A 24713-nucleotide genomic window follows, 5' to 3' on the forward strand; every position below is an offset into this window, starting at 1 on the left:
CCATCCGGTCGTCCCGCCCCCTTCGTGCACTTCGAGCCCCGCCCGCGATCGGGGCAGAGCCCCGGCCGCGGCGCCGCCGCCGCAGGGTCCGCGCCGTGCGCAGCCGGTCCGCGGCGGACCGCCGGGTCAGGCCCCGCGCTCCCGAGCGGCAGCGTCCTTGGCCTCCCACTCCGCGATCACATCGATCGGCGGCGGGGCCTTCGCCAGGAAGACCCAGGTGAAGTACACCGCCAGCACCATCGGCGGCAGCTTCAGCGCGATCAGCACCCAGCCCAGCTGCGTCGCGTCCCCCCACCAGTACAGCGGGAAGAGGATCGCGTACTTCGCGAGGAAGATCAGGCCCCAGGCCAGGCTGGCCTTGGTGTACGCCTTCTTGCGCCCGGGGTTGCGCGTGCGCCAGGACAGGTTCTCCTTGAAGACCGGCCCCAGCACCACGCCCAGCAGCGGGAAGCCCACCAGCGCGGAGAGCGTGAAGGCCACGCCCAGGCCGGCGCCGTAGATCATGCCCGGCAGGTAGAACCCCTTGGCGCTGCCCGTGAACAGGGCGAAGGCGACACCGACGCCCACCCCGAAGACCCCGCTGAAGGCGTGCTTCACGGTGTCCTTGCGCAGCAGCCGCACGATCACCAGCAGCACCGCGAGGGCGCCCGCCGCGATGGCGGACAGCTTCACGTCCTTGTTGATCGTGTAGATCATGACGAAGAGCAGGCCGGGGAGCATCGTCTCCACGGTGCCCCGGATGCCCCCGAAGGCGTCGAACAGCGCCGCCTGGGTCACCGCCTTCTGGTCCTCGGAGGGAGCCTGGTCAGCGGATTCTGGGGTGGTCGGTTTGTCGAGGGACGTCACCGGTTACTGCTCCTGTCCGAGCGGTCGGAGTTCGTACTTCGGGTTGAAGAGCACCCGACGGCCGTGGCTCATCGAGATCCGCCCTGAGGCGATCATGCGACGGCCGGGTTCGATTCCCACGATCGAGCGACGTCCGAGCCATACGACGTCCAGCGCGGCCGAGCCGTCGAAGAGCTCGGCCTCCAGGGCGGGGACGCCCGCGCGCGGCCGCAGGGTGACGGTCCGCAGCGTCCCGGTCACCTTGACTATCTGGCGGTCGCGGGAGTCGCAGATCCGCGTGCACCCCGCGGCTTCTGCGGCCTCCTGCAGCTCAGCCGAATGCAGCTCCTCCTGCGAGGTGGACAGCCGCTCTATCATCCGGCGGAACCGGCCCGCCGGCCTGGCCGGCTTGGCGAGCTTCTCGGGACGCGGTTCAGCACTCATACAGGAAGCGTACCGGCGTGGCCGCTACCTCTCGAAGCGGTATCCCATGCCCGGTTCCGTGATGAAGTGCCGCGGGTGCGAGGGGTCCGCCTCCAGCTTGCGGCGCAGCTGTGCCATGTACACGCGCAGGTAGTTCGTCTCGGTGCCGTACGAGGGCCCCCACACCTCCCGCAGGAGCTGCTTTTGGCTGACGAGCTTGCCGCTGTTGCGGACCAGCACCTCCAGCAGGTGCCACTCGGTGGGCGTGAGGCGTACGTCGCGCCCCTCGCGCACCGCCTTCTTCGCCGCGAGGTCGACGGTGAAGCCCTCGGTCTCCACGATCACCTCGTCCCCGCCGGCCCCGGCGGCGGGCTCGGCCCGGCGTACGGCGGCGCGCAGCCGCGCCAGCAGCTCGTCCATGCCGAAGGGCTTGGTGACGTAGTCGTCCGCCCCCGCGTCGAGGGCCTCGACCTTCTCGTCGGAGCTGTGCCGGGCGGAGAGGACCAGGATCGGCACCCGGGTCCAGCCGCGCAGCCCCTTGATCACTTCGACGCCGTCCATGTCGGGCAGGCCGAGGTCGAGGACGACCACGTCGGGGTGGCGGGCCGCGGCGAGTTCCAGGGCGCTCGCGCCGTCGGACGCCGCGTCGACCTCGTACTTGCGCGCCTTCAGGTTGATCACGAGGGCTCGCACGATCTGCGGCTCGTCTTCCACCACGAGCACCCGGGTCATCGAGGTCCTGCCTTCTGTCGTATCGGGTCAAGATCGAAATCTACGGGGTCGGCGCCGGCGCGGCCTTCGGCGTCCAGCGTGACCCGCTCCTGCGTGCGCCCGCGGGGCACGGCCCGCAGGGTCAGCACCATGGTCAGCCCGCCGCCCGGGGTGTCCTCGGCGGCGAGGGTGCCGCCCATCGCCTCGGCGAAGCCGCGGGCCACGGCGAGCCCGAGGCCCACGCCGGCGCCGCGCGGCGCGTCCCCGTGCCGCTGGAAGGGGGCGAAGATGCGGTCCTTGGCCTCGTCGGGCACGCCCGGCCCGCGGTCGACGACGCGTACCTCGACCCGGTCCCCCAGGAAGCTGGCCGCCACCAGCACCTGCTCGCGCTGCGAGCTGTACTTGACGGCGTTCTCGACGACGTTGGCCACCGTCCGCTCCAGCAGCCCCGGGTCCACCGCCACCATGGGCAGGGTCTCGGGGATGTCGAGCAGCACGCTGTCCTCCGGTACGCCGCCCAGCGCCATCGGGACCACCTCGTCGAGGTCGATCTCCCGGATCAGCGGGGTGACGGTGCCGGTCTGCAGCCGGGACATGTCCAGGAGGTTGCCCACCAGGTGGTCCAGCCGGTCGGCGCCGGCCTCGATGCCCTCCAGGAGTTCGGCCCGGTCCTCCTCGGACCACTCCACGTCGTCGGAGCGCAGGGAGGTCACGGAGGCCTTGATGGAGGCGAGCGGGGTGCGCAGGTCATGGCTGACGGCGGCCAGCAGGGCGGTGCGGATCCGGTTGCCCTCGGCCTGCCGGCGGGCCTCCTCGGCCTCCCCGACCAGCCGCTGCCGGTCCAGGACCACGGCGGCCTGGGCGGCGAAGGCGCCGAGCACCCGGCGGTCCTCGGCGGGCAGCACCCGCCCGGACAGGGCCAGGGCCATGTGGTCGCCGATCGGCATGTCCACATCGGCGTCCTCGGGCCGCTCCACGGGGTTCGGTCCGACGCTGCCGGCCCGTTTCCAGGGCTCGACGTCGGCCTCGCGCTCCAGCAGGGCCACCGATTCCATGGCGAAGGTCTCGCGGACCCGCTCCAGCAGCGCGTCCAGGGCGGTCTCCCCGCGCAGCACGCTGCCGGCCAGGAAGGAGAGGATCTCGGACTCGGCGCGCAGCCGGGCGGCCTGGTGGGTGCGCCGGGCGGCCAGGTCCACCACGGAGGCGACCGAGGCGGCCACCCAGAAGAAGACCGCGATGGCGACGATGTTCTTGGGGTCGGAGACGGTGAAGTGGTGCAGCGGCGGGGCGAAGTAGTAGTTCAGCAGCAGCGACCCGACGGCCGCCGAGGCCAGTGCCGGGTAGAGCCCGCCCAGCAGGGCGGCCGCCACGGTCAGCGCCAGGAACAGCAGCATCTCGTTGGCGAGCCCGGGATCGGTCTGGATGTGCGTGAGCAGCGCGGCGAGCAGCAGCGGCAGGAGCACCCCGACCACCCAGCCGGCCGCGATGCGGGCCCGCCCGAGCCGGGCGGCCGAGCGGGCCACGGGCAGTCCGCGGCCCTTGGCGACCTCCTCGTGGGTGACGATGTGCACGTCGAGGTCGGGTCCGGAGTCGCGGGCGACGGTGAGCCCGACGCCGGGGCCGAGGACGTACTGCCAGGAGCGGCGGCGGCTGGAGCCGAGCACGATCTGGGTGGCGTTGACCCCGCGCGCGAAGGCGAGGAGGGCCTCGGGGATGTTGTCGCCGATCACATGGTGAAACGTTCCTCCAAGATCCTCGACCAGGGTCCGCTGGACCGCGAGCTCCTTCGGCGAGGCCGCGGTCAGCCCGTCGCTCCGGGCGATGTAGACGGCCAGGATCTCGCTGCCGGAGCCCTTGGCCGCCATCCGGGAGGCCCGGCGGATCAGCGTGCGGCCCTCGGGACCGCCGGTCAGGCCCACCACGATCCGCTCGCGCGCCTGCCAGGTGGAGCGGATGCCGTGCTCGCCCCGGTACTGCTGGAGGTACTCGTCGGTCCGGTCGGCCACCCACAACAGCGCCAGCTCGCGCAGGGCCGTGAGGTTCCCGGGGCGGAAGTAGTTCGACAGGGCCGCGTCGACCTTGTCGGGCTTGTAGATGTTGCCGTGCGCCATCCGCCGGCGCAGCGCCTGCGGGGACATGTCGACGAGCTCGATCTGGTCGGCCCGGCGCACCACCTCGTCCGGCACGGTCTCCCGCTGCCGGACGCCCGTGATGGACTCCACGACGTCGCCGAGCGACTCCAGGTGCTGGATGTTCACGGTCGAGATCACGTCGATCCCGGCCCGCAGCAGCTCCTCCACGTCCTGCCAGCGCTTGGCGTTGCGCGAGCCCGGCACATTGGTGTGCGCCAGCTCGTCCACCAGCGCGACGGCGGGCATGCGGGCGAGCACCGCGTCCACGTCCATCTCGGTGAAGGCCGCCCCGCGGTACGTGAGCTCCTTGCGCTCCACCTGCTCCAGGCCGTGCAGCATCACCTCGGTGCGCGGCCGCCCGTGGTGCTCCACGAAGCCGACGACGCAGTCGGCGCCCCGCTCGACCCTGCGGTGGCCCTCGGAGAGCATCGCGTACGTCTTGCCGACACCGGGTGCCGCGCCGAGATAGATCCTTAGCCTGCCGCGTCCCATGCGCCCCATTCTCCGGGACGTCCCCGCTGTTCACGCACCGGTGAGCGCCCGGACGGCCATCCCTGACGCAACCCTGACGCCGGCGTACGACCCCGGACGCGCCGGTGGGCCGTACCCCGCTCGGAGGTACGGCCCACCGGCCGAAAACATGCGCACGGGACCTGCGCGGCCACCGCGCGCGGGGTCAGCGGACCTCGGTGATCTCCGGACCGCGCTCCAGCTGGCCCATGCCGCCGGAGAAGCGCGAGCCCTCCTGGTCCTCCGTCTGCACGCCGTCCGGCACCATCTGCGCGTCGTTCGGCAGCTTCAGGACGATCGGGTCGCGCGGGGCCATCGGGCCCTCGCCGCGGACCACGACGGTGTCCAGGAAGATCCGCTCCAGCACACCGGCCGACTCGGGGCGCACCGCGCCCTGGCCGGAGATGACACCGCGCAGGAACCAGCGCGGTCCGTCCACACCGACGAAGCGGACCAGCTGGGCGCCGGTCTGCCCGTCCGGCAGCGGTACGGGCACCTGTGCGCGCAGCTCCCAGCCCAGCGGACCCTCGACCTCGTCGATGATGCCGCCCTGCTTGGTGATGCCGTCGGCGATCTCCTCGCGGACCTCGCCCCAGATGCCTTCCTTCCTGGGCGCCGCGAAAGCCTGCAGCTGCACGGCGCTGTCGCCCAGGACCACGGTCGCGGCGACGATCGCGTCCCCGGCGACCTCCACGCGCAGCTCCATGCCCTCGACACCCGGTACGAGGATGCCGCCGAGGTCGACCCGGCCGTCCTCGGGGTTGCCGGGCACCTCGGAGACGTCCCACGGGCCGTCGGGCCGCGGAGCCGGCGGCAGGTTCACCCTGCGCGGTCCGTCGGGGTCGAGCTCCGTGGCGTCGTCCTGCCCGTCAGCCACGCCGTCGACGACCTGCTCGGCCGCGCCGCCGTCGTTGACGGAGTCGTTCTTCTTGCGACGTCCGAACACGTCACTGTCCTTCCCGGTCGGATACGACCGAAGCGTAGCCATTCCCACCCTGCTGACCAGCGCCGGATCCGGCCACGGCCGCATGACCACCGGTGGAGCCGAAACCCCCCTCGGCCCGCGCCGAATCGGGAAGCTGTGCCACCTCGTGGAAGCGCACCTTCTCGACTCGCTGGACAACCAGCTGGGCAATGCGGTCGAAACGCTCGAACCGGACGCTCTCGCGCGGGTCGAGATTGACCACGATCACCTTGATCTCCCCACGGTACCCGGCATCCACCGTCCCCGGGGCATTCACGAGCGCGAGCCCGCAGCGTGCGGCCAGGCCGGAGCGCGGGTGCACGAACGCCGCGTAGCCGTCGGGCAGCGCGATGGCGACCCCGGTGGGCAGCACCGCCCGCTCGCCCGGCTCCAGCTCCGCGGCCACCGTGGTGACCAGATCGCAGCCGGCGTCACCGGGGTGACCGTAGGCGGGGATCGGCACCTGCGGGTCGACGCGCCTGATGGCCACGTCCACGCCGGTGTTGTTCTCAGACATCAGGGGTTCACCTCGAAGGCGCGTGCGCGCCTGACCTGGTCCGGGTCGGCCATGGCCGCCCGGATCTCCTCGGGCCGTCCGTTGTCGATGAAGTGGTCGACCTTCACCTCTATGAAGAGGGCGTCCGCGCGCAGGGCGACGGGCCCCCGCGGACCTCCTATTCGACCGACGGCGCTGCAGTAGATCTTCCGGCCGGCGACGGCGGTGACCTCGGCCTCCAGGTACAGGACGGTGTCCACCGGCACGGGCCGCACGAAGTCGGTCTCCAGCCGGCCGGTGACCGCTATGACGCGCAGCAGCCAGTTCAGGGAGCCCAGCGTCTCGTCGAGCGCGGTGGCGAGCAGACCGCCGTGGGCGAGGCCCGGCGCACCCTGGTGGGCGGCCTTGACGGTGAACTCCGCGGTGACGCGTACGCCTTCACCCGCGCGGGCTTCCAGGTGGAGCCCGTGCGGCTGGCCGTCGCCGCAGCCGAAGCAGCGCTCGTAGTGCGCGCCGAGGAGCTCCCCGGGTGCCGGGGCATCGGGGTGCCGGACCGGCGCGGTGGCGTCGGCCGGGGGCGTCAACGCTGTGTTTCGTCCACTCACAGCCGCAGACCTTACCCGCGCGCCTACCCGGCGGTCGCCTCGTGGCAGGCTTGGCGGCATGCAGCTCTCCCCCGCGCACCACGACGAACGTCTGACCGCCCCCCGCTCCTGGTGGGGCATCGCCGTCCTGACCGGCCTCGCCTGTGCGCTGATGCTGCTGCCGCTGGGGACGCTGCCGCTGCTGGCCGGACTGTTCGGGGGCACGGCGCTGACGGGGCTGCTGGTGAGCTCCTACGGGTCCGCGCGCGTGCGCGTGGTCAACGGCGCCCTGGCCGCCGGCGAGGCCCGGATCCCGGTGACGGCGCTGGGCGAACCGGAGGTCCTCGACCCCGAGGAGGCCCGGGCCTGGCGCACGTACAAGGCCGACACCCGCGCCTTCATGCTGATGCGCAGCTACGTCCCGACGGCGGTCCGCGTCGAGGTCACCGACCCGGCGGACCCGACCCCGTACGTCTACGTCTCCACGCGCGAGCCCCAGGCGCTGGCCTCGGCGATCCGCGCGGCGAAGGGCTAGGCCTGCGCGCTGCCGGGGTCCTGGCTCGGCTCCGGAGCCTCGACGGCGGCCCTGATGGGCTCGGGAAGGGGCTGGGAGGGCCGCTCCAGGGGCGGGAGCTGCGGCAGGGCGTCCCAGGGCACGGCCCGCGCCCGCAGGTCCGTACGCACCTTCTCGGCGAGCTTGCGGGTGCTGCGGCGGTTCACGACCGCTCCGACCGCCGCGCCGACCAGGAACGGCATCAGGCTCGGCGTGCTGCGGAGCATCCGCTTCATGATCTGTTGGCGCAGTTCGCGCTTCATCTGACCGCCGAGCGCCGCGTTCAGCGTCGCCGGCTTGGCCAGGTCCACCCCGCGCTCCTCCGTCCACGCGGTCAGGTTGGCGAGGCTGCGGTCCTTGAGCGAGCCGGGCGGCCGCAGCCCGTAGACCTCGTGCAGCTCGGCGACGAGCTTCAGCTCGATCACCGCGACCCCGGTGATCTCGGCGGCCAGTTCGGCCGGCACCGCAGGCGGGACCGGCAGCATGGCCGCGGCGCCGATGCCCGCGCCGACGGTCGACGTGGCATTGGCGGCGCCGGCGATCAGCTTGTCCGCAAGCTGATCCGGGGTGAGGCCCGGGAACTGGGCGCGCAGGGTCGCGAGGTCCCGAACCGGAACGCGCGGTGCGTTCTCGATGATGCGGTCACTGATGTAGAGGGCGGCGGCCCTGGCACCTTCGCCGCCCTTGCGTACACCGTTCTTGACGGCTTGCAGCCGATGAGCCCCGTGCCGGTGCCGGGACTCCTCGTCGGCCTCCGTGGCCGACGGCACCGCCGGGACGGTGTCGGAGGGCACGGCGGGGTCGCCGGGGGCTCCAGGGCCCGTTTCCGGGCCCGTGGCTCCCACCCGCGTCTCCGCCGGATCACCAGGTTTCCGAAAGCGGCGCTTTCGAAATGGTGTCGAGCCAGTCACGGCCGACGCCTCTCAGTCGCAGTCGCGACAGATCGGCTGACCGTTCTTCTCACGCGCCAGCTGGCTGCGGTGGTGTACCAGGAAGCAGCTCATGCAGGTGAACTCATCGGCCTGCTTGGGCAGCACACGGACGGCCAGTTCCTCGTTGGAGAGGTCCGCGCCGGGAAGCTCCATGCCTTCCGCCGCGTCGTAGTCGTCCACGTCGACGACCGAAGACGACTTCTCGTTGCGCCGGGCCTTCAGCTCTTCAATGCTGTCGTTGTCGACGTCGTCGTCGGTCTTGCGCGGGGTGTCGTAGTCCGTTGCCATAGTTCGCTCTCCCCCTCTGGGATTTAGCGGGTGTCTCAGCGCACGTAACGCGCGAGAGGCCGGACTTGTGCCCGACCTGAGGCGGAGATTTTGCCTCACATCAAGGTCTGTTACTCAATCGACACCCAGCCGCCCGCCCCGAGGGGCATTTGGCTGCGATGCCGAGCGGGACCGTACACGGTCTTGGGGCCGTCTTGCACAAACGCCACCCCGTGTATTTCCCGCCATCAGGGGTGCCGGAAACCCGGACTTCCCGGGCTTTCCGGCCGCCCCGGGGTCACTGACCGCACAGGGGCGGACACTCCTCCCTGTGATCGATCACACAGAAGCGGACGCCTTCCCACTCCCGGTATTCAGCCAACAGCGAACACGTACATGGCCAGGTCAGAGGGGAAGAGTGACACGCATCACGAGGCCACCGCCCTCGCGGGGGATCGCCTGGATCCGGCCGCCGTGTGCGCGGGCCACGGAGCGCGCGATCGACAGACCGAGCCCCACACCCTTGTCACTGCCCGTGCGCTCCGTACGCAGCCGCCTGAAGGGCTCGAAGAGGTTGTCCACCTCGTACGCGGGAACAACGGGACCCGTGTTCGACACCAACAGGACGGCCTGGCCGTGCTGGGCCTCGGTCGTGACCTCCACCCAGCCGCCCTCAGCGACGTTGTACCGGACGGCGTTCTGCACCAGGTTCAGCGCGATCCGCTCCAGCAGCACGCCGTTTCCCTGGACCACGGCCAGGGCGCGCTCGCCGCGGATCTCGACGCCCTTCGTCTCGGCCTCCCCGCGCGCCTGGTCGATGGCGCGCGAGGCGACCTCCGCCAGGTCCACGGGCTTGCGCTCGACGATCTGGTTCTCGCTGCGGGCGAGCAGCAGCAGGCCCTCGACCAGCTGCTCGCTGCGCTCGTTGGTGGCGAGCAGGGTCTTCCCGAGCTGTTGGAGCTCCACGGGGGCCCCGGGATCGGAGAGGTGCACCTCCAGCAGCGTGCGGTTGATCGCCAAGGGCGTTCTCAGCTCGTGCGAGGCGTTCGCGACGAACCTCTGCTGCGCCGTGAAGGCCCGCTCCAGCCGGTCGAGCATCTCGTCGAAGGTGTCGGCGAGCTCCTTGAGCTCGTCGTCCGGACCGTCGAGCTCGATGCGCCGGGTCAGGTCGGAGCCGACCACCCGGCGGGCGGTACGGGTGATCTTGCCGAGCGGCGAGAGCACCCGGCCGGCCATCGCGTAGCCGAAGGCGAAGGCGATGATGCTCAGGCCCAGCAGGGCCATCAGCGACCGGCTCAGCAGGTCGTCCAGGGCGTGCTTGCGCTGGTCGAGGATGCACTGGCCGATCGCGGCGTTGAACTGGTCGATGGACTGGTCGATGCCCACCCCGGAACAGGTGGAGCTGGTGACCTCGACCTTCTGCCCGCCGACGATCTTGAACGGGAGGGCGTTGCCCTCCTTCAGGGCCGTCGCGGCCAGCAGGTAGATGATCGACAGCAGCAGGATGCCCGCGATCAGGAACATCCCGCCGTACAGCAGCGTGAGGCGTATGCGGATGGTCGGCCGCAGCCAAGGGAAAGGACCCTCGGGCTGGCCGGGGTCCCAGGTCGGTTTCGGTGGCGCCGGTGGTGGCGCCGGGTTCGCTGCCACCGCCGTCAGATCCGGTAACCGGAGCCGGGCACGGTCACGATGACCGGCGGCTCGCCGAGCTTGCGGCGCAGGGTCATGACCGTCACGCGCACCACGTTGGTGAACGGGTCGGTGTTCTCGTCCCATGCCTTCTCCAGGAGCTGCTCGGCGGACACCACGGTCCCCTCGCTGCGCATGAGGACCTCCAGCACCGCGAACTCCTTCGGCGCCAGCTGCACCTCCTTGCCCTCACGGAACACCTCGCGCCGGTTCGGGTCCAGCTTGATCCCGGCGCGCTCCAGTACGGGCGGCAGGGCGACGGTGGTGCGCCGCCCGAGCGCCCGCACGCGGGCGGTCAGCTCGCTGAAGGCGAAGGGCTTGGGCAGGTAGTCGTCCGCGCCCAGCTCCAGGCCCTCGACCCGGTCGCTCACGTCGCCGGAGGCGGTCAGCATGAGCACGCGCGTGGGCATGCCGAGCTCGACGATCTTCCGGCAGACGTCGTCGCCGTGCACGAGCGGGAGGTCACGGTCGAGCACGACCACGTCGTAGTCGTTCACCCCGACCCGCTCCAGGGCGGCGGCGCCGTCGTACACGACGTCCACGGCCATGGCCTCCCGGCGCAGTCCGGTGGCCACCGCATCGGCGAGCAGCTGCTCGTCCTCGACGACGAGTACGCGCACGTCGTTTCCTTCCTTTGAGCCCTGAAGGGCACACGTGTATGGCGGCTCCATCCTGCCCGTTTCAGCCGTAAACCGGCTGTAAGGCGCCTTGCGGCGGCCCCGAGCGAGGCGGAAGTGAGGATTCCCAGGCCTGGCGAGGTTTCTGGGCCCAGGGTGCAGGGGAGGACGACTGCACACCCCGAACATTCCCTGACGGCGGACAGCCACGTGCCGCCGCCGAGCCACGAAGAGGGGGCGCACCCATCATGGACGCATTCACCGCGGGTCTCCTGCAGCGCATCAGGAGCACGCAGTCGGACCTCAGGCAGGCCCGCGAGACGGGCGACGACTTCCTCGTGGAAGTGGAGCAGGCGGAACTGGAAGACCTCCAGCGCCTCGCAGCGGAACACGGCGTACCGGTATCCGTCTGCTGACCACGCACCACCCTGACCCCGCACCACCGCGAACCCCGGCCGCCCACCCTTGGCAGCCGGGGTTCCCCCATGCGCGGGCCCGTACGCCCGGCGCCGGTCAGTCGTGCCAGGCGCCGGCCTCCTCCAGCAGCGGCTGGAGCGAGGCGAAGACGGCCGGCCCGGCAGCCAGGGCCAGCTCCCCCGAGGCCCGCTCGCCCGGCCGCCCTCCCGTCAGGGCGCCGGCCTCGCGCGCGATCAGCTCGCCCGCGGCCAGGTCCCACGGGTTCAGCCCGCGCTCCCAGTAGCCGTCCAGCCGCCCTGCGGCCACGTCGCACAGGTCCAGCGCCGCCGACCCGCCGCGCCGGATGTCGCGTACCAGCGGGATGATCCGCCGCGCGACCTCGGCCTGGTGGGCCCGCCGGGTCTGGACGTACGCGAAACCAGTGGCGATCAGCGCCTGGTCCAGCGGCGCGGCCGGCCGGCACGCGAGCCGCGCCCCGCCCATCCAGGCCCCGCCGCCGAGCACCGCGTGGGAGGTCTCCCCGCGCATCGGCGCCGCCACGACGCCCACCACGGTCTCCCCGCGGTACTCGGCCGCGATGGACACGCCCCAGTTCGGCAGCCCGTAGAGGTAGTTCACGGTGCCGTCCAGCGGGTCGATGACCCAGCGCACCCCGCTCGTGCCCGGGGTGTCCGAGCCCTCCTCGCCCAGCAGCCCGTCCTCGGGCCGCCGTTCGCCGAGGATGCCGGTGATCAGCTTCTCCGCGGCGATGTCCATCTCGGTCACCACGTCGATCGGGCTCGACTTGGTCGCGGCGACCGCCAGATCGGCCGGCCGCCCGTCGCGCAGCAGCTCACCGGCCCGCCGGGCGGCTTCCAGGCCCACGCCCAGCAGTTCGGCCTTCAGCTCGTCAGAGATCACGGTCCCTCTCCCTACGCGTACGGACTGTCCACGCCCGCGGCCGCCGGCCGGGGCCCCCGCGCCGGGCAGCAGCCCACGGCGCACAGATCATGACTCGCCCCGAGCAGCCCGAGCGCGCACCGCTCCACGCTCTCGCCGCGTTCGGCCGCGGCCCGCTCCAGCACGAGGTCCCGTACCGCGGCGGCGAACCGCGGGTCGGCCCCGACCGTCGCCGACCGGGCGACGGGCAGTCCCAGCTCGGCGGCCTTCGCCGTGGCCTCCGTGTCGAGGTCGTACAGAACCTCCATGTGGTCCGAGACGAAGCCGATCGGCACCATCACCACCGCCGGGGCGCCGGCCTCGTGCAGCGCCTCCAGGTGGTCGCAGATGTCCGGCTCCAGCCACGGGATGTGCGGGGCCCCGCTGCGCGACTGGTAGACGAGCTCCCAGGGCAGTTCGGTGCCCGTCTCGGCCCGTACCGCGTCCGCGATCACCCGGGCGACGTCCAGGTGCTGCTTCACGTACGCCCCGCCCGCGCCGCCCTCGGTGTGGTCCTCGACCGGACCGGAGGCGTCCGCCGCCGCGGTCGGGATCGAGTGCGTGGTGAAGGCCAGCCGGGCGCCGCCGCGGACCTCGCCGGGCAGCGACTCCAGGGCCGCCAGCACCCCGTCGATCATGGGCTGCACGAAGCCGGGGTGGTTGAAGTAGTGACGCAGCTTGTCCACCTTCGGCAGCTCGGCCACCCCCTCCCCGGCGAGCGCGGCCAGCGCGTCGGCGAGGTTCTCGCGGTACTGCCGGCAGCCCGAGTACGAGGCGTACGCGCTGGTCGCGAGGACCGCGATGCGGCGGCGCCCGTCGGCGGCCATCTCCCGCATCACGTCGGTCAGGTACGGGGCCCAGTTGCGGTTGCCCCAGTAGACGGGCAGGTCCAGCCCGTGCTCGGCGAAGTCCCCCCGCAGCGCCTCCAGCAGCTCGCGGTTCTGCCCGTTGATCGGGCTGACCCCGCCGAAGCCGAAGTAGTGCTGCCCGACCTCTTTGAGCCGCTCGCGCGGGATGCCGCGCCCGCGCGTGACGTTCTCCAGGAACGGCACGACGTCGTCGGGCCCCTCGGGGCCGCCGAAGGACAGCAGCAGCAGGGCGTCGTACGGGGCGGCGAGGCCTTCGGCCACGGGCGCTTCGGGGGCACGGAGCTGGTCAGACATGTCTCGAATCCTGCCACCCGGCACCGGCTGTCGAGAACCGGCCTGGTCGCGCCGCCGCCCCGCGTCGGAGGTAAGGTCACCCTTACTTCCTGTTCCTTCCTTCGCCATGCGGGTGCCCAGTCGGCGGTCGTAACCTGTATGGGCCAATGACGTCCCTTACGGAGGGCACCTTGCCCAGTCCCTACCGCGCGATCTTCTCCGCCCCCGGGAGCCGGGGGTTCAGCGCGGCCGGCCTCGTGGGCCGGATGCCGCTGTCCATGGTCGGCGTCGGCATCCTCACGATGATCTCCGAGCTCACCGGCCGGTACTCGCTGGCCGGCGCGCTCACGGCCACCCTCGCGCTCGCCGCCGCCGTCGTCGGCCCCCAGGTCTCGCGCCTGGTGGACCAGTACGGCCAGCGCCGCGTGCTGCGCCCGGCGACGCTGCTCGCGGTCACCGCCGTCGCCGGGCTGCTGCTCAGCGCGGCCAACGAGGCGCCGGACTGGACCCTCTTCGTCTTCGCGGCGCTCGCCGGGTGCGTACCGAGCGTGGGCTCGATGATCCGCGCCCGCTGGACCGCGATCTACCGGGACTCCCCCCGCGAGCTGCACACGGCGTACTCCCTGGAATCCGTCCTCGACGAGGTCTGCTTCATCTTCGGCCCGATCCTGGCCATCGGGCTCTCCACCACGTGGTTCCCCGAGGCCGGCCCGCTGGTCGCCGGGGTCTGCCTGCTGGTGGGCGTGTGGTGGCTGACCGCGCAGCGTGCCACCGAGCCCGCCCCGCACCCGCGGGACGAGCAGAGCGACCGGACCTCGGCGCTGCGCTCCCCCGGACTCCAGGTGCTGGTGGCCACGTTCGTGGCGACCGGCGCGATCTTCGGCTCCATCGACGTGGTGACCCTGGCCTTCGCCGAGGAGCACGGCCACAAGGCCGCCGCGAGCTTCATCCTCGCGATCTGGGCCGGCGGATCCTGCCTCGCCGGCATCGTCTTCGGCCTCCTGCACCTCAAGGGCAAGCCCGAAGGCCGGTGGGTGCTGGGCATATGTGCGATGGCCGTGAGTATGATCCCCCTCCTACTGGCCGGGAACCTTCCGTTTCTGGCCGTGGCGCTCTTCGTCTCGGGCCTCGCCATCGCTCCCACGATGATCACCACGATGGCCCTGATAGAGGCGCACGTACCACGCGCGAAGCTGACCGAGGGCATGACCTGGATCAGCACCGGCCTCGCGGTCGGTGTCGCGCTCGGCTCCTCCGTGGCCGGCTGGGTCATCGACTCGGCCGGGGCGAGGACCGGGTACGTCGTCTCCATCTCGGCGGGAGCGGCCGCGGCGGCGGTGGCGTTCGCGGGATACCGCCGGCTGACGAGGCCGGCGCAAGGGGAGGAGCCAGCTACCGATGGGGACGGCGACAGCAGGGAAGAACGGCGCGGCACCGACCGCGTGGCGTAACTGGGCGGGGAACGTCAGCGCCACACCCGCCCGCGTGGTGACCCCGGCCTCGGTCGGGGAGCTTCAGGAGGCGGTCCGCCGGGCCGCCGAGGACGGATTGAAGGTGAAGGCCGTCGGGACCGGCCATTCGTTCACCGCGGCCGCCGCGACCGAGGGCGTGCTGGTACGCCCGCAGGCGCTGGCCGGAATCCGGTCGGTCGACCGGGACGCGGGCACCGTGACGGTGGCGGCGGGCACCGTGCTCAAGGACCTCAACCAGGCCTTGGCCCGACAGGGCCTGTCGCTCACGAACATGGGCGACATCATGGAGCAGACGGTCTCCGGCGCCACCAGCACCGGCACCCACGGCACCGGCCGCGACTCGGCCTCCCTCGCCGCCCAGATCCGCGGCCTGGAGCTGGTCACGGCGGACGGGAGGCTGCTGACCTGCTCGGAGAAGGAGAATCCGGAGGTCTTCGCGGCGGCGCGCCTGGGCATCGGGGCGCTCGGCATCGTCACCTCGATCACCTTCGCGGTGGAGCCGATCTTCTTCCTGACGGCCCGTGAGGAGCCCATGGGCTTCGACCGGGTGACGGCCGAGTTCGACCAGCACCACGCGGAGAACGAGCACTTCGAGTTCTACTGGTTCCCGCACACCGGCAACTGCAACACCAAGCGGAACAACCGCAGCCAGGGCCCGGCCGCCCCGCCCGGAGCGGTCAGCGCCTGGGTCGATGACGAGCTGCTGTCCAACGGCGTCTTCCAGGCGGCCAACTCCCTGGGCCGCGCCGTCCCGGCGGCGATCCCCGGCATCGCCCGGATCGCCAGCCGCGCGCTGTCGGCGCGGACGTACACGGACATCCCGTACAAGGTGTTCACCAGTCCGCGACGGGTCCGGTTCGTGGAGATGGAGTACGCCCTTCCGCGCGAGCGCGTGGTCGAGGCTCTGCGGGAGCTCAAAGCCATGGTGGACCGCTCCGACCTGCGGATCAGCTTCCCGGTGGAGGTGCGGACGGCTCCGGCCGACGACATCACGCTGTCGACGGCCTCGGGGCGCGAGACCGCGTACATCGCGGTGCACATGTACAAGGGCACCCCGTACCAGGCCTACTTCACGGCCGCCGAGCGGATCTTCACCGCGCACGGCGGGCGGCCGCACTGGGGCAAGGTGCACACGCGGGACGCGGAGTACTTCGCCGAGGTCTACCCGCGCTTCGGGGAGTTCGCCGCGCTCCGGGACCGGCTGGACCCGGAGCGGACGTTCGGCAACGACTACCTGCGGCGGGTCCTGGGCGAGTGAGCCCGCGGGCTCAGGAGGGCGTCCGCTGCCCCTGCTGACCGGTGCCGGGGACCGAGTTGCCGGGGACCGAGTTGTCCGGGGCCGAGCCGCCCGGGGTCGGCGTCGTGGCGGGCTTCGGCGGGGTCGGGCTCGGGCTCGGCTTCGGGCCCCCGGAGTCCGAAGGGCTCGGGCCGGGGCTCGGGCTCCGGCCGCCGTGCGAGCCCGAAGGGCTCGGGGAGGTCCCGGGCTCCGGGGTCTCCCCGCCCTTGCCGCCCTTCCCGCCCTTGTCCTCGCCGTCCTTCCCGCCGGTGCCGGATTCCTTCGCGGGCGGGGCGGGGTCGTGGTCGGGGGCCGTGCGCAAACCGCCCGTGAGGATGGTGCCGCCGCCCTCGCTGATCGAGGTCCCGGCGACCGCCTCGTACGTCCCGAGGCCGCCGAGCGCGATGGCGAAGGCCGCACCCGAGGCGACCGCCGTGCGCTTCCAGCCCCGTACCCGGGTGCCGTGCACGGTGGCCTCGCCGAACTCCCCCGAGGGCAGGGCGCCGCCCTCCTCGCCCGGCCCCGGCACCGGCTCCGCCACCGGCAGCTGACGGGCCCTCGGACGGGCGGTCTCGCGCAGCTGGTCGCCGGTGCGCTTGAAGAAGTGCTGGATGACGGGGCCTCCGGCGGTGGCGACCACGCTCACCACGCCCGCGCCGAGGATGGTTCCGTAGACGCCCATCTGCGAGGCGAGCAGGGCCGCCGCGACGGTGGCGAGGGAGGAGCCGGCGATCTGGGCCACGCTCAGATCGAGCTTCTTCTTCCCGTCCGTCTCCTTGGCATCCCCGGTCGATTCGATGCCCTGCGTCGTCTTCTGTCCCATCCCCAACCTCTGTGCGCCCTGCCTCGTCCGCTTCACCGCTCTCCGCAATGACCGACGAATCAACCGAAGCGCAAAGTTCCGTTTCTACCGATTCTGTGAAGCAAGACACCCGAAAAGGGGCACGCGTGCAGGTCCGGCCGGATAACGACCGGACAGAGGGCAGCCCAACTCCCGCCGTCCGGGACAAGTTCGGCGGCGCGGCGGTCCACCCAGGTGGCCCGAATGGAGTACTGTGGCGAGCCCTGGGGCCGTCCTTCCTTACGGATGTCCGGACTCGGGAGAGGGGGCCGACTGATGGAAAAACGGCACTCGAGACCGGCGATGCCGCGGTATTGCACGGATTCCTGCTGCGCACAGTAATCGTTCGGTCACTGTGCGTGCCCAACAGGTAACCGTGCCATAACGGCGATCAAGGGCGCATGCCCGACACGCCGGTTGAACTCGGCAAGGTTGTGGCAGGCTGCACCCGGGCAGGCCACACTCGACTAGCGGAAGCAGCGACGCACGTGACGTCGGCAGGCACCACCCGGGAGGTCCCCATGCCCGAACTGCGTGTCGTGGCCGTCTCAAATGACGGCACACGACTGGTGCTCAAGGCTGCGGACAGCACGGAGTACACGCTTGCGATCGACGAGCGTCTACGGGCTGCCGTACGCAACGACCGTGCGCGCCTGAACCAGATCGAGATCGAGGTGGAGAGCCACCTCCGCCCCCGCGACATCCAGGCCCGCATACGGGCCGGTGCCTCCGCGGAGGAGGTCGCGCAGCTCGCCGGCATCCCCGTCGACCGCGTACGCCGCTTCGAGGGCCCCGTGCTCGCCGAGCGCGCGTTCATGGCGGAGCGGGCCCGAAAGACCCCCGTGCGCCGCCCCGGTGAGAGCACCGGGCCCCAGCTCGGCGAGGCCGTGCAGGAGCGCCTGACGCTGCGCGGCGCCGAGAAGGAGACCGTGCAGTGGGACTCCTGGCGCCGCGACGACGGCACCTGGGAGGTCCTGCTCGTCTACCGGGTCGCGAGCGAGTCGCACTCGGCGAGCTGGACCTACGACCCGCCGCGCCGACTGGTCGTGGCCGTGGACGACGAGGCCCGCTCCCTGATCGGCGAGTCCGACGACCTGCCGGCGACGCCGGAGCCGAGCTTCCCGTTCGTACCGAGGATCGCGCGGCTGCCGCGCGACCGGCCGCTGGACCGCGCGCTCGACCGGCAGTTGGAGCGCCCGGTCGCTCCTCCTCCGCCGGAGCCGGAGGAGGAGCGGGACACGCTGACGAGTCTGCTGGAGGCGGTACCGAGCTTCCGCGGCGACCTGGTCGTCCCGGAGCGCCCGGCCGAGCCGCAGGCCGAGGAGCCCGAGGCGGAGGAGGCCCCGGCGGCATCGGCCGGCGCCGGTACCGCGTACGCGGACGTGCTGATGCCCCGTACGGTCGCCGGCCACCGCGACCGCCTGACCGGCACCACGGACCGCCAGGCGGAGGCCGACGGGGTCCGCCCGGGCCGCCGCGCGGCGGTACCGAGCTGGGACGAGATCGTCTTCGGGACCCGGCGCAAGAAGCAGGAGTAACGGGCAGGCGCAGCCGGGGCCGCATTGCCCCGGCTGCGTTTTCGCGCCGTGCGCCGGGCGCCGTGCCCCTTGCGCCGTGCGCCGACCGCCGTGCCGCGGGCGCCTTGGCCCAGCCGGCGACCGGGCCGCCGCGTTCGGCGCTACTCGGGCTGCGGGCCCGTGGCCACCGGGCGCGCCGGGTCCGAGGACCACTCCGACCAGCTGCCCGCGTACAGGGCCGCCGGAACGCCCGCCACCGCCAGGGCCAGCACCTCGTGCGCTCCGGAGACGCCTGAGCCGCAGTAGACCCCCACCGGGGTCCCGGCCGAGGCGCCCAGCTCGGCGAAGCGGGCCCGCAGCGCGGGTGCCGGGAGGAAGAGGCCGTCCGGGCCGACGTTCTCCACGGTCGGCGCCGACACCGCGCCGGGGATGTGACCGCCGACCCGGTCGATCGGCTCCACGTCCCCGCGGTAACGCTCCCCCGCGCGGGCGTCCAGCAGGGTGCCCGCCCGCGCCAGAGCCGCGGCGGAATCCGCGTCCAGCAGCCCGAGCGCTCCCGGAGTTGGCTTGAAATCGCCCTCCTGCGAAGACGCCGGGTCGGCCGTCACCGTGCCCCCCTCTGCCGTCCAGGCGGCCAGGCCCCCGTCCAGTACCCGTACGTCCGCGTGGCCCGTCCAGCGCAGCAGCCACCACGCTCGGGCGGCCGCCCAGCCCTGACCGCCGTCGTACACGACCACCGGCGCTCCCGCGCGGACCCCGGCCCGGCGCACGACCGCGCCGAAGGCCTCCGGATCGGGCAGCGGGTGGCGGCCGCCGGACCCCGCCGGACCTGCCAGTTCGCGGTCGAGGTCGACGTAGACGGCGCCGGGCAGGTGCCCGGCCTCGTACTCGGCCCGCAGATCGGGGCCGCCGAGCTGCCAGCGGACGTCCAACAGCACCGGCGGGCGGCCGCCGGCGAGCGCGCCCATCAGTTCGGCCGCCGAGATGAGCTCGGAGCGCGCGGGAGTCGCGGGGTTCGCGGGAGTAGCAGTCATGCGGCCCATCTTCCTCCCCGCCGAACTCCCCGTGTAACAAGCCGGACATCGACGGGCGCACTGATTCGGTCATCTCTGCCCGGCTCAAGTGAAACGCGGCCGGGTCGGGGCGCGCCCGGCGCCCCGGAGTGGAAGCATCAGCCCCGGGACGCGACTCGACGGAGGAGACGGCTGACATGACCGAGGCAGTGGAAGCAACCCGGCGCACGCCCGGCACGCCGTGCTGGGTGAGCCTGATGGTGCACAGCCTCGGTACCACCGAGGAGTTCTACACCGACCTGTTCGGGTGGGAGTACGAGCCGGGCCCCGAGCAGCTCGGCAAGTACGTCCGGGCCATGCTCGACGGGCAAGAGGTGGCGGGCATCGGCGAGATGCCGCCGGACCGGCACCTCCCGGTGGCCTGGACGACGTACCTCGCCACGGACGACGCCGACGCGACGGCCGAGTCGATCCGCTCCTGCGGCGGCACGGTGGCGGTGGGTCCGCTGGACGCCGGCATCGCGGGGCGGGTGGCGATCTGCTCCGACCCGCTGGGCGCGATCTTCGGGCTCTGGCAGGCCGACACCCACCTGGGCACCCGGCTCCAGGGGGCGCCCGGCACCCCGGTCTGGAACGAGCTGGTCACCCAGGACACCTCCACGGTCGGCAAGTTCTACCAGCACGTCTTCGGCCACGAGGCCCGGACGCACGTAACGTCGTCCGCCGACTTCGACTACCTGACGCTGCTCCTGCAGGGTCGGCCCGTCGCCGCCGTGCACGGCGTCGGCCGCTCGCTGCCGCACGACCGGGGGCCGCACTGGATGACGTACTTCGAGGTCGAGGACACCGACGCGGCCGCCGCCAAGGTCGTCCGGCTGGGCGGACGCGTCGTCCAGCCACCCCGCGAGGGCCTCGGCGGCCGACTGGCCACGGTCGCGGACCCCGAGGGCGCCGTCTTCACCCTCGTCCACAGCCGGCCCTGACCCGACAGGCTGAATTCGATCACCCATCAGCCACAAACGATCAACCGGCCCGCACCCCTCCTGCCCATTTGTGTGAATGGCTGACCACGCTGCTCCTCCTTGGCGACTCGGCTTCACCGAAGGGCAACCGATGCCACGTGTCGAGAGAAGACGTCCTGGTTGCTCGTACCAGCGCACGCTGAGCGCCGTCGGCGCGCTGGCGGCGTGCTGGCTGCTGTCCCCGACACCCTCGATGGCGTCGCCGCAGTGGGACGCCGCTTCCACCACACCCGGCACCGCCGCGGCCACGCGTCCGCCGCGCTCGACGCGCCCGCCGCCGCCCCCCAGAGCGCGGACCTGGCGGTGTCGGGCGGGCTGCGCCGCCCGGGTGCCGCGAGCGGCCGGGACCGGGAGAGCGGCGGCTCCACGGCGCGGGAGACCTTCACCGACAAACTGCCCGCGCAGCTCGCCTTCGTCTCCTCCCCCGACGGCTGCTCGGCCGACGACGGAACGGTCAGCTGCGGCCCGGTGGCCGTACTGGAACCGGGGACTTCGCGGACCTGGCGATTCACGGTGCGCCTCGACAGCGGGTACACCGGCAACGGATCCGACATCCGCAACACGGCGACCGCCACCGCGCAGACCAAGGACCCCAAGCCGGAGAACAACACGAGCAGCGCGGCGGGCTTGCCCGGCAGCACCGTCAACAAGCCGACCGCGGAGCTGGCCGTGACCAAGGAGACCGTGGGCACCAAGCCGCCCGTGCCGGGTGAGACCTTCGACTACCGGATCCGGGTCACCAACAACGGCCCGTCGGCGGACGCGTTCAACGTCAAGCTCACCGACAACCTCCCCGAGGGCCTGTCGTACGTGGCGTCCTCCCCGGCCGGATGCACCGTCGCCGGTCACCTGGTGTCGTGCAGACGCGCCGGCGCGCTCAAGGTCGGCGAGACGGTCGAGTACCTGCTCACCGTCAAGGTGGACCCCGCCTACGGCGGCGACGGCCGACAACATCGACCCCGCGAGCGAGAACGACAAGAGCACCGCGGCCGTGCCCGGCGGTCACGTCACGGATCCCGAGGCGGACCTCGCCATCACCAAGAAGCCCGTCGAACAGATCACCGTCACCGACACGCTGCCGACCGCGCTGAGCTTCGTATCGGGCGACGCCGCCTATACCTCCGGGCGGACCGTCACCTGCGGCCCGCTGCCGCGTCTGGCGCCGGGTGCCTCGATGACCTGGTGATCAAGGTCAAGCTGGACCCGGGTACACCGGCAACGGCTCCGACATCCGCAACACCGCCACCGTCGACTCCCTGACCCACGACCCCCGGCCCGCGAACAACACGAGCGCGGCCGCCGGCCCGCCCGGCGGCACGGTCAAGGACCCGACCGCCGACCTGGAGGTCGGCAAGACGTCTCCCTGACCCGTGACCCACACGGAAGGCCGGCAGGGCGCCCCGCCCTGTCGGCCTTCCGGCTGCGGAGGTGGGAGGAGACGGTCAGGAAGACCAGGAGGTCCGACACCGCCCCGACCTCGGCCTGCGCCCAGGCCCGACACCCGCCCCGCCCCCACAGGCGACCCACCACCACCAGCCGTGCCGACCACGGCAGTTGCCCATGCACGCGAAGCCGCCGGACGGCGCTGCCGGGCGGGGACGGTCAGGCGTGGTTGACGGGGAGGGCGTCCGGGGAGAGGGCGCCGGCGTGGGCTGCCGCCGACGTCATCCGCTTGCGGTGGTGGCGGCGGAGGAGGACCTCGTAGCTGTTCTCCTCCGCGGGGCGGTTCACGTCTCCGACGACCACCTGGGCGCCCCCGACGACCATTTCGCCGCCCACCGTGCGCGCGTTGTGGGTGGCGCGGGCGCCGCACCAGCACAGGGCCTCGACCTGGAGCTGCTCCAGGCGGTCCGCCAGTTCCATCAGGCGTTGCGAGCCGGGGAAGAGCTTCGTGCGGAAGTCCGTGGTGATGCCGAAGGCGAAGACGTCCACGTCGAGGTCGTCGACAATGCGGGCCAACTGGTCGACCTGCTCGGGGGCGAGGAACTGCGCCTCGCCCACGATCACGTAGTCGGCCTTGCCGCTCTTCGAGAGCTGCGCGACCAGGTACGCGTACAAGTCCAAGCCCTCCGGCGCCTCGACCGCCTCCGTCACCAGGCCCAGGCGCGAGGAGAGCTTGCCCTCGCCCGCCCGGTCGTCACGGGTGAAGATCACACCCTGGAGCCCGCGGGCCGAACGGTTGTGTCCGATCTGGAGCGCCAGTGTCCGTTCGCGTGACCATCCACCAACTCGGCTGGCAAGTGACGTCATGGCCCTGCCGTCGCGACAGGCCCTAGCGGTCACCCTTGCGTTCCTGCTTCGCTGCCCGAATCTCCTCCGTCGCCTCGCGGAACGCGGGGGCCGCGCGCCTGAAGTAGTCGAACAGTAGGTCCCGTTCCTCTGGCGTGTACCCGGCGAGCACCTCGCCGATCCGCTTCCGGGCCGGTCCCACGGCGGCCTCGACCCCCGCCAGTGCGTCGGGTACGGCCTCGACCACGACCTTGCGCCGGTCGGCCGGATCAGCGGTGCGGCGCACGTACCCCGCGCGCTCCAGCCGGTCGATCAGCCGCGTCGTCGCCCCCGTCGTGAGCCCGGTCCGGGCTGCGAGCTCGCCGGAAGTGAGCCCGCCCGACAGGGTGATGCTGCTGAGCGCGTACCACTCGGACGCCTGGAGGCCGGCCGCCTCCGCGCCCGCCATGCCGTGCAGCCCCACGGCGTCGATGTAATCCCGAAAGACCGCCCGCCGGTCGTCCTGTTCCGCCATCGCGAGACCTTCCCCTTGTCATTTATCTGCACACGTGCAGATAATGCATGCATGCAGTTGCTGCGTCAGTGTAATCAATGCGGGGGCGGCCGTCATCTGCCCGCACCCGCCCATCGGAGGCATCCCGTGAACAAGAAGACCGTCAAGCGCGCCGCTCTCGCCACCACCGCCGTCCTCGCCCTGGGCGCCGGCGCCGCGTACCTCTACCTCGACGCCACCTCCGATGTACGGCGCACCGGCACGGAAAACTGCGCCGACGTCATACCGGCGGGCGCGAGCCGCGCCGACGGCGAGGCCATCTGCGCCACCCTCGACGCCCTCACCGCCGCCTGGGCCCGCGGCGACGCGGACGCGTACGGCCGCCAGTTCACCGAGGACGGCACCTACACCACGTACATCGGCAGCCACTACGAGGGCCGCGCCGACATAACCGAAGGCCACCGCGCACTCTTCAAGGACTTCGTCAAGGACACCAAGCTCGCCGCCACCTACCTCGACCTGCGCTTCCTCGGCACGGACGCCGCCATCCTGACCGGCCGCGGCGACGACTACACCGGCAGCAGGCCCTCCCCCACCGAGCTGTCCAAGATCCAGACGTACACCCTGGTCCGCGACACCGACGGCGCCTGGCGCATCGCCGCCTTCCACAACACGCAGCGCCAGAACGTGATGGAGCGCTTCTCCTTCCTCTACTCGCCCGCCACGGCCCCGAAGGCGGAGAAGTGACCGCCCTGATCACCGGAGCCACCGAGGGCATCGGCCGTGCCTTCGCCCGCGCGCTCGCCTCCGAGGGCCGACCCGTCACCGCCGTCGCCCGCACCGAGCAGCGCCTGCAGGCTCTCATGACCGAACTCGGCCCGGGCGGACACGACTACCTCGTGGCCGACCTCACCACCCCCGAAGGAGTGCGCACCGTCGCGGACGCATTGAAAGCCACTCCCTACGACCTCCTGATCAACAACGCGGGCCTCGCCCGCTCCGGTCCCTTCACCGACACCCCGCTCGACCAGGCCCTGCCCCTGCTCCGCCTGAACTGCGAGGCGGTCGTCACCCTCGCCCACGCCTTCCTCGCCACCGCCCGCCCCGGAGCTGCCCTGGTCAACGTCGCCTCCACCCTCGCCTTCGCCCCAAAGCCCGGCCAAGCCGTCTACAGCGCGACCAAAGCCTTCGTCACATCCCTTTCCGAGGCGCTCTGGTACGAACAGAAGCCGCGCGGCGTCCATGTGATGGCCCTCTGCCCCGGCCCGACGGCCACCCGCCCCGGCCTCCACGCCGACACCCCGTCCGTCTTGGTCCAGACTCCCGAGGCCGTCGTCGCCAGCGCCCTCGCCGCCCTCAGCCGACGCCGCCGGCCCACCGTCGTCCCCGGCCGGGCGAACACCCTCCTCGCCGCGGCCGCCCGCGTCCTCCCCCGCACGATGGCCCTCTCCCTCCTCGCCGATCACCAGGCCTCGTATGACAAATGATCGGCCCGGCTGTCGGTCGGCCTCAAGTGACGGATCGTGAAGGGGGCCTCCAAGAGGCGTCCAACACTTCCGCCACGTGGCGGAAGTGAGGGATGGTGAACGCCGAGCGTGGGTCCGCCAGAACCCCTCTAGTGCTGTGGCCGGGAAGGTTTGCCGGGTCGCGGTGTCCGGTGCGGTGCATCG

At 72.1% G+C, this 24713-nt stretch carries 26 protein-coding genes; 9 read left to right on the plus strand and 17 right to left on the minus strand.

The window, feature by feature from the left end; genetic code table 11:
• Positions 1-126 precede the first annotated feature (126 nt).
• The 7 genes from ACFWBF_RS33090 to ACFWBF_RS33120 all read right to left on the minus strand — a co-directional run bounded on the left by ACFWBF_RS33090 (position 127) and on the right by ACFWBF_RS33120 (position 6666).
• Complete coding sequence (locus tag ACFWBF_RS33090; RefSeq protein ID WP_385608341.1) at positions 127-846, minus strand: DUF3159 domain-containing protein; 720 nt, start codon at positions 844-846, stop codon at positions 127-129.
• A gap of 3 nt (positions 847-849) precedes the next feature.
• Positions 850-1269 carry an OB-fold nucleic acid binding domain-containing protein gene (locus ACFWBF_RS33095; protein ID WP_385608342.1) on the minus strand — a complete coding sequence of 140 codons (420 nt, stop codon included), beginning with the start codon at positions 1267-1269 and terminating at the stop codon, positions 850-852.
• 24 nt (positions 1270-1293) lie between these two features.
• Complete coding sequence (locus ACFWBF_RS33100) at positions 1294-1980, minus strand: response regulator (protein ID WP_385608343.1); 687 nt, start codon at positions 1978-1980, stop codon at positions 1294-1296.
• Complete coding sequence (locus tag ACFWBF_RS33105) at positions 1977-4583, minus strand: ATP-binding protein (protein ID WP_385608344.1); 2607 nt, start codon at positions 4581-4583, stop codon at positions 1977-1979. Before ACFWBF_RS33105 ends, ACFWBF_RS33100 begins: the two co-directional genes overlap by 4 nt.
• Positions 4584-4767: 184 nt before the next feature.
• Complete coding sequence (locus ACFWBF_RS33110) at positions 4768-5547, minus strand: DUF3710 domain-containing protein (protein ID WP_385608345.1); 780 nt, start codon at positions 5545-5547, stop codon at positions 4768-4770.
• A gap of 1 nt (position 5548) precedes the next feature.
• Entirely contained in the window at positions 5549-6082 is a 534-nt protein-coding gene (gene dut, locus ACFWBF_RS33115; protein WP_385608346.1) for a dUTP diphosphatase, read from the minus strand.
• Positions 6082-6666 (minus strand): PaaI family thioesterase, encoded by a 585-nt coding sequence (locus ACFWBF_RS33120; protein ID WP_385608347.1) that lies wholly within the window; start codon positions 6664-6666, stop codon positions 6082-6084. Before ACFWBF_RS33120 ends, dut begins: the two co-directional genes overlap by 1 nt.
• A gap of 58 nt (positions 6667-6724) precedes the next feature.
• On the opposite strand from ACFWBF_RS33120, the gene ACFWBF_RS33125 reads away from it, so the two are divergent.
• Complete coding sequence (locus tag ACFWBF_RS33125) at positions 6725-7180, plus strand: DUF3093 domain-containing protein (protein WP_385608348.1); 456 nt, start codon at positions 6725-6727, stop codon at positions 7178-7180.
• Here the strand turns inward: ACFWBF_RS33125 and ACFWBF_RS33130 are convergent.
• The 4 genes from ACFWBF_RS33130 to ACFWBF_RS33145 all read right to left on the minus strand — a co-directional run bounded on the left by ACFWBF_RS33130 (position 7177) and on the right by ACFWBF_RS33145 (position 10706).
• Positions 7177-8109 carry a hypothetical protein gene (locus ACFWBF_RS33130; protein ID WP_385608349.1) on the minus strand — a complete coding sequence of 311 codons (933 nt, stop codon included), beginning with the start codon at positions 8107-8109 and terminating at the stop codon, positions 7177-7179. The genes ACFWBF_RS33125 and ACFWBF_RS33130 overlap by 4 nt on opposite strands.
• A gap of 12 nt (positions 8110-8121) precedes the next feature.
• Entirely contained in the window at positions 8122-8418 is a 297-nt protein-coding gene (locus ACFWBF_RS33135) for a DUF4193 domain-containing protein (protein WP_385224976.1), read from the minus strand.
• A 384-nt stretch (positions 8419-8802) separates the two neighbouring features.
• Positions 8803-10047: a sensor histidine kinase gene (locus tag ACFWBF_RS33140; RefSeq protein WP_385608350.1), complete on the minus strand. Its 1245-nt coding sequence runs from the start codon at positions 10045-10047 to the stop codon at positions 8803-8805.
• 5 nt (positions 10048-10052) lie between these two features.
• Positions 10053-10706, minus strand: a complete 654-nt coding sequence (locus ACFWBF_RS33145; RefSeq protein ID WP_243631034.1) for a response regulator transcription factor — start codon at positions 10704-10706, stop codon at positions 10053-10055.
• 245 nt (positions 10707-10951) lie between these two features.
• Here ACFWBF_RS33145 and ACFWBF_RS33150 point away from each other — a divergent pair, with 245 nt between their 5' ends.
• Complete coding sequence (locus ACFWBF_RS33150) at positions 10952-11119, plus strand: hypothetical protein (RefSeq protein WP_385224972.1); 168 nt, start codon at positions 10952-10954, stop codon at positions 11117-11119.
• Positions 11120-11216: 97 nt separating this feature from the next.
• Here ACFWBF_RS33150 and ACFWBF_RS33155 read toward each other — a convergent pair whose 3' ends face one another.
• Positions 11217-12017 carry an inositol monophosphatase family protein gene (locus ACFWBF_RS33155; RefSeq protein ID WP_385608362.1) on the minus strand — a complete coding sequence of 267 codons (801 nt, stop codon included), beginning with the start codon at positions 12015-12017 and terminating at the stop codon, positions 11217-11219.
• Positions 12018-12031: 14 nt separating this feature from the next.
• Positions 12032-13201, minus strand: coding sequence for a ferrochelatase (locus tag ACFWBF_RS33160; RefSeq protein WP_385608351.1), 1170 nt, complete (start codon positions 13199-13201; stop codon positions 12032-12034).
• 170 nt (positions 13202-13371) lie between these two features.
• Here ACFWBF_RS33160 and ACFWBF_RS33165 point away from each other — a divergent pair, with 170 nt between their 5' ends.
• Both ACFWBF_RS33165 and ACFWBF_RS33170 read left to right on the plus strand, forming a co-directional pair.
• The gene (locus tag ACFWBF_RS33165) at positions 13372-14631 is read left to right on the plus strand and encodes an MFS transporter (RefSeq protein ID WP_385608352.1); all 1260 of its coding nucleotides are present in this window, start codon (positions 13372-13374) and stop codon (positions 14629-14631) included.
• Positions 14579-15910 (plus strand): D-arabinono-1,4-lactone oxidase, encoded by a 1332-nt coding sequence (locus tag ACFWBF_RS33170; protein ID WP_385608353.1) that lies wholly within the window; start codon positions 14579-14581, stop codon positions 15908-15910. Before ACFWBF_RS33165 ends, ACFWBF_RS33170 begins: the two co-directional genes overlap by 53 nt.
• Before the next feature lie 10 nt (positions 15911-15920).
• Here ACFWBF_RS33170 and ACFWBF_RS33175 read toward each other — a convergent pair whose 3' ends face one another.
• The gene (locus ACFWBF_RS33175) at positions 15921-16751 is read right to left on the minus strand and encodes a hypothetical protein (RefSeq protein WP_385608354.1); all 831 of its coding nucleotides are present in this window, start codon (positions 16749-16751) and stop codon (positions 15921-15923) included.
• Between the two features lie 539 nt (positions 16752-17290).
• Between ACFWBF_RS33175 and sepH the strand changes: the two genes are divergently transcribed.
• Positions 17291-18307, plus strand: coding sequence for a septation protein SepH (gene sepH / locus ACFWBF_RS33180; protein ID WP_385608355.1), 1017 nt, complete (start codon positions 17291-17293; stop codon positions 18305-18307).
• 140 nt (positions 18308-18447) lie between these two features.
• Here sepH and ACFWBF_RS33185 read toward each other — a convergent pair whose 3' ends face one another.
• On the minus strand, positions 18448-19254 hold the full coding sequence (locus tag ACFWBF_RS33185) for a sulfurtransferase (protein WP_385608363.1): 807 nt from the start codon (positions 19252-19254) through the stop codon (positions 18448-18450).
• 242 nt (positions 19255-19496) lie between these two features.
• On the opposite strand from ACFWBF_RS33185, the gene ACFWBF_RS33190 reads away from it, so the two are divergent.
• Both ACFWBF_RS33190 and ACFWBF_RS33195 read left to right on the plus strand, forming a co-directional pair.
• A complete protein-coding gene (locus tag ACFWBF_RS33190; RefSeq protein ID WP_385608356.1) occupies positions 19497-20282 on the plus strand; it encodes a VOC family protein in 786 nt (261 codons plus the stop codon).
• 204 nt (positions 20283-20486) lie between these two features.
• Positions 20487-21581: a hypothetical protein gene (locus ACFWBF_RS33195; protein ID WP_385608357.1), complete on the plus strand. Its 1095-nt coding sequence runs from the start codon at positions 20487-20489 to the stop codon at positions 21579-21581.
• Between the two features lie 342 nt (positions 21582-21923).
• On the opposite strand, the gene ACFWBF_RS33200 is transcribed toward ACFWBF_RS33195, so the two are convergent.
• Together ACFWBF_RS33200 and ACFWBF_RS33205 are read right to left on the minus strand one after the other, a co-directional pair.
• Positions 21924-22571, minus strand: coding sequence for a thymidine kinase (locus tag ACFWBF_RS33200; protein WP_385608358.1), 648 nt, complete (start codon positions 22569-22571; stop codon positions 21924-21926).
• Between the two features lie 22 nt (positions 22572-22593).
• Entirely contained in the window at positions 22594-23064 is a 471-nt protein-coding gene (locus ACFWBF_RS33205) for a MarR family winged helix-turn-helix transcriptional regulator (RefSeq protein WP_385608359.1), read from the minus strand.
• A gap of 126 nt (positions 23065-23190) precedes the next feature.
• Here ACFWBF_RS33205 and ACFWBF_RS33210 point away from each other — a divergent pair, with 126 nt between their 5' ends.
• Positions 23191-23790, plus strand: coding sequence for an SgcJ/EcaC family oxidoreductase (locus ACFWBF_RS33210; protein WP_385608360.1), 600 nt, complete (start codon positions 23191-23193; stop codon positions 23788-23790).
• Positions 23787-24530 (plus strand): SDR family NAD(P)-dependent oxidoreductase, encoded by a 744-nt coding sequence (locus tag ACFWBF_RS33215; RefSeq protein WP_385608361.1) that lies wholly within the window; start codon positions 23787-23789, stop codon positions 24528-24530. The genes ACFWBF_RS33210 and ACFWBF_RS33215 overlap by 4 nt, the downstream gene beginning before the upstream one ends.
• Positions 24531-24713 lie beyond the last annotated feature (183 nt).

This window comes from Streptomyces sp. NPDC060028 (assembly GCF_042736725.1).
Taxonomy (GTDB): domain Bacteria; phylum Actinomycetota; class Actinomycetes; order Streptomycetales; family Streptomycetaceae; genus Streptomyces.

What these genes read in the sequence shown, in the direction of transcription:
- ACFWBF_RS33095 (WP_385608342.1), bottom strand. Translation starts at nt 1,269, where the DNA reads ATGAGTGCTGAACCGCGTCCCGAGAAGCTCGCCAAGCCGGCCAGGCCG.
- ACFWBF_RS33100 (WP_385608343.1), bottom strand. Translation starts at nt 1,980, where the DNA reads ATGACCCGGGTGCTCGTGGTGGAAGACGAGCCGCAGATCGTGCGAGCC.
- ACFWBF_RS33105 (WP_385608344.1), bottom strand. Translation starts at nt 4,583, where the DNA reads ATGGGACGCGGCAGGCTAAGGATCTATCTCGGCGCGGCACCCGGTGTC.
- dut (WP_385608346.1), bottom strand. Translation starts at nt 6,082, where the DNA reads ATGTCTGAGAACAACACCGGCGTGGACGTGGCCATCAGGCGCGTCGAC.
- ACFWBF_RS33125 (WP_385608348.1), top strand. Translation starts at nt 6,725, where the DNA reads ATGCAGCTCTCCCCCGCGCACCACGACGAACGTCTGACCGCCCCCCGC.
- ACFWBF_RS33135 (WP_385224976.1), bottom strand. Translation starts at nt 8,418, where the DNA reads ATGGCAACGGACTACGACACCCCGCGCAAGACCGACGACGACGTCGAC.
- ACFWBF_RS33150 (WP_385224972.1), top strand. Translation starts at nt 10,952, where the DNA reads ATGGACGCATTCACCGCGGGTCTCCTGCAGCGCATCAGGAGCACGCAG.
- ACFWBF_RS33160 (WP_385608351.1), bottom strand. Translation starts at nt 13,201, where the DNA reads ATGTCTGACCAGCTCCGTGCCCCCGAAGCGCCCGTGGCCGAAGGCCTC.
- ACFWBF_RS33170 (WP_385608353.1), top strand. Translation starts at nt 14,579, where the DNA reads ATGGGGACGGCGACAGCAGGGAAGAACGGCGCGGCACCGACCGCGTGG.
- ACFWBF_RS33175 (WP_385608354.1), bottom strand. Translation starts at nt 16,751, where the DNA reads ATGGGACAGAAGACGACGCAGGGCATCGAATCGACCGGGGATGCCAAG.
- sepH (WP_385608355.1), top strand. Translation starts at nt 17,291, where the DNA reads ATGCCCGAACTGCGTGTCGTGGCCGTCTCAAATGACGGCACACGACTG.
- ACFWBF_RS33185 (WP_385608363.1), bottom strand. Translation starts at nt 19,254, where the DNA reads ATGGGCGCGCTCGCCGGCGGCCGCCCGCCGGTGCTGTTGGACGTCCGC.
- ACFWBF_RS33190 (WP_385608356.1), top strand. Translation starts at nt 19,497, where the DNA reads ATGACCGAGGCAGTGGAAGCAACCCGGCGCACGCCCGGCACGCCGTGC.
- ACFWBF_RS33200 (WP_385608358.1), bottom strand. Translation starts at nt 22,571, where the DNA reads ATGACGTCACTTGCCAGCCGAGTTGGTGGATGGTCACGCGAACGGACA.
- ACFWBF_RS33205 (WP_385608359.1), bottom strand. Translation starts at nt 23,064, where the DNA reads ATGGCGGAACAGGACGACCGGCGGGCGGTCTTTCGGGATTACATCGAC.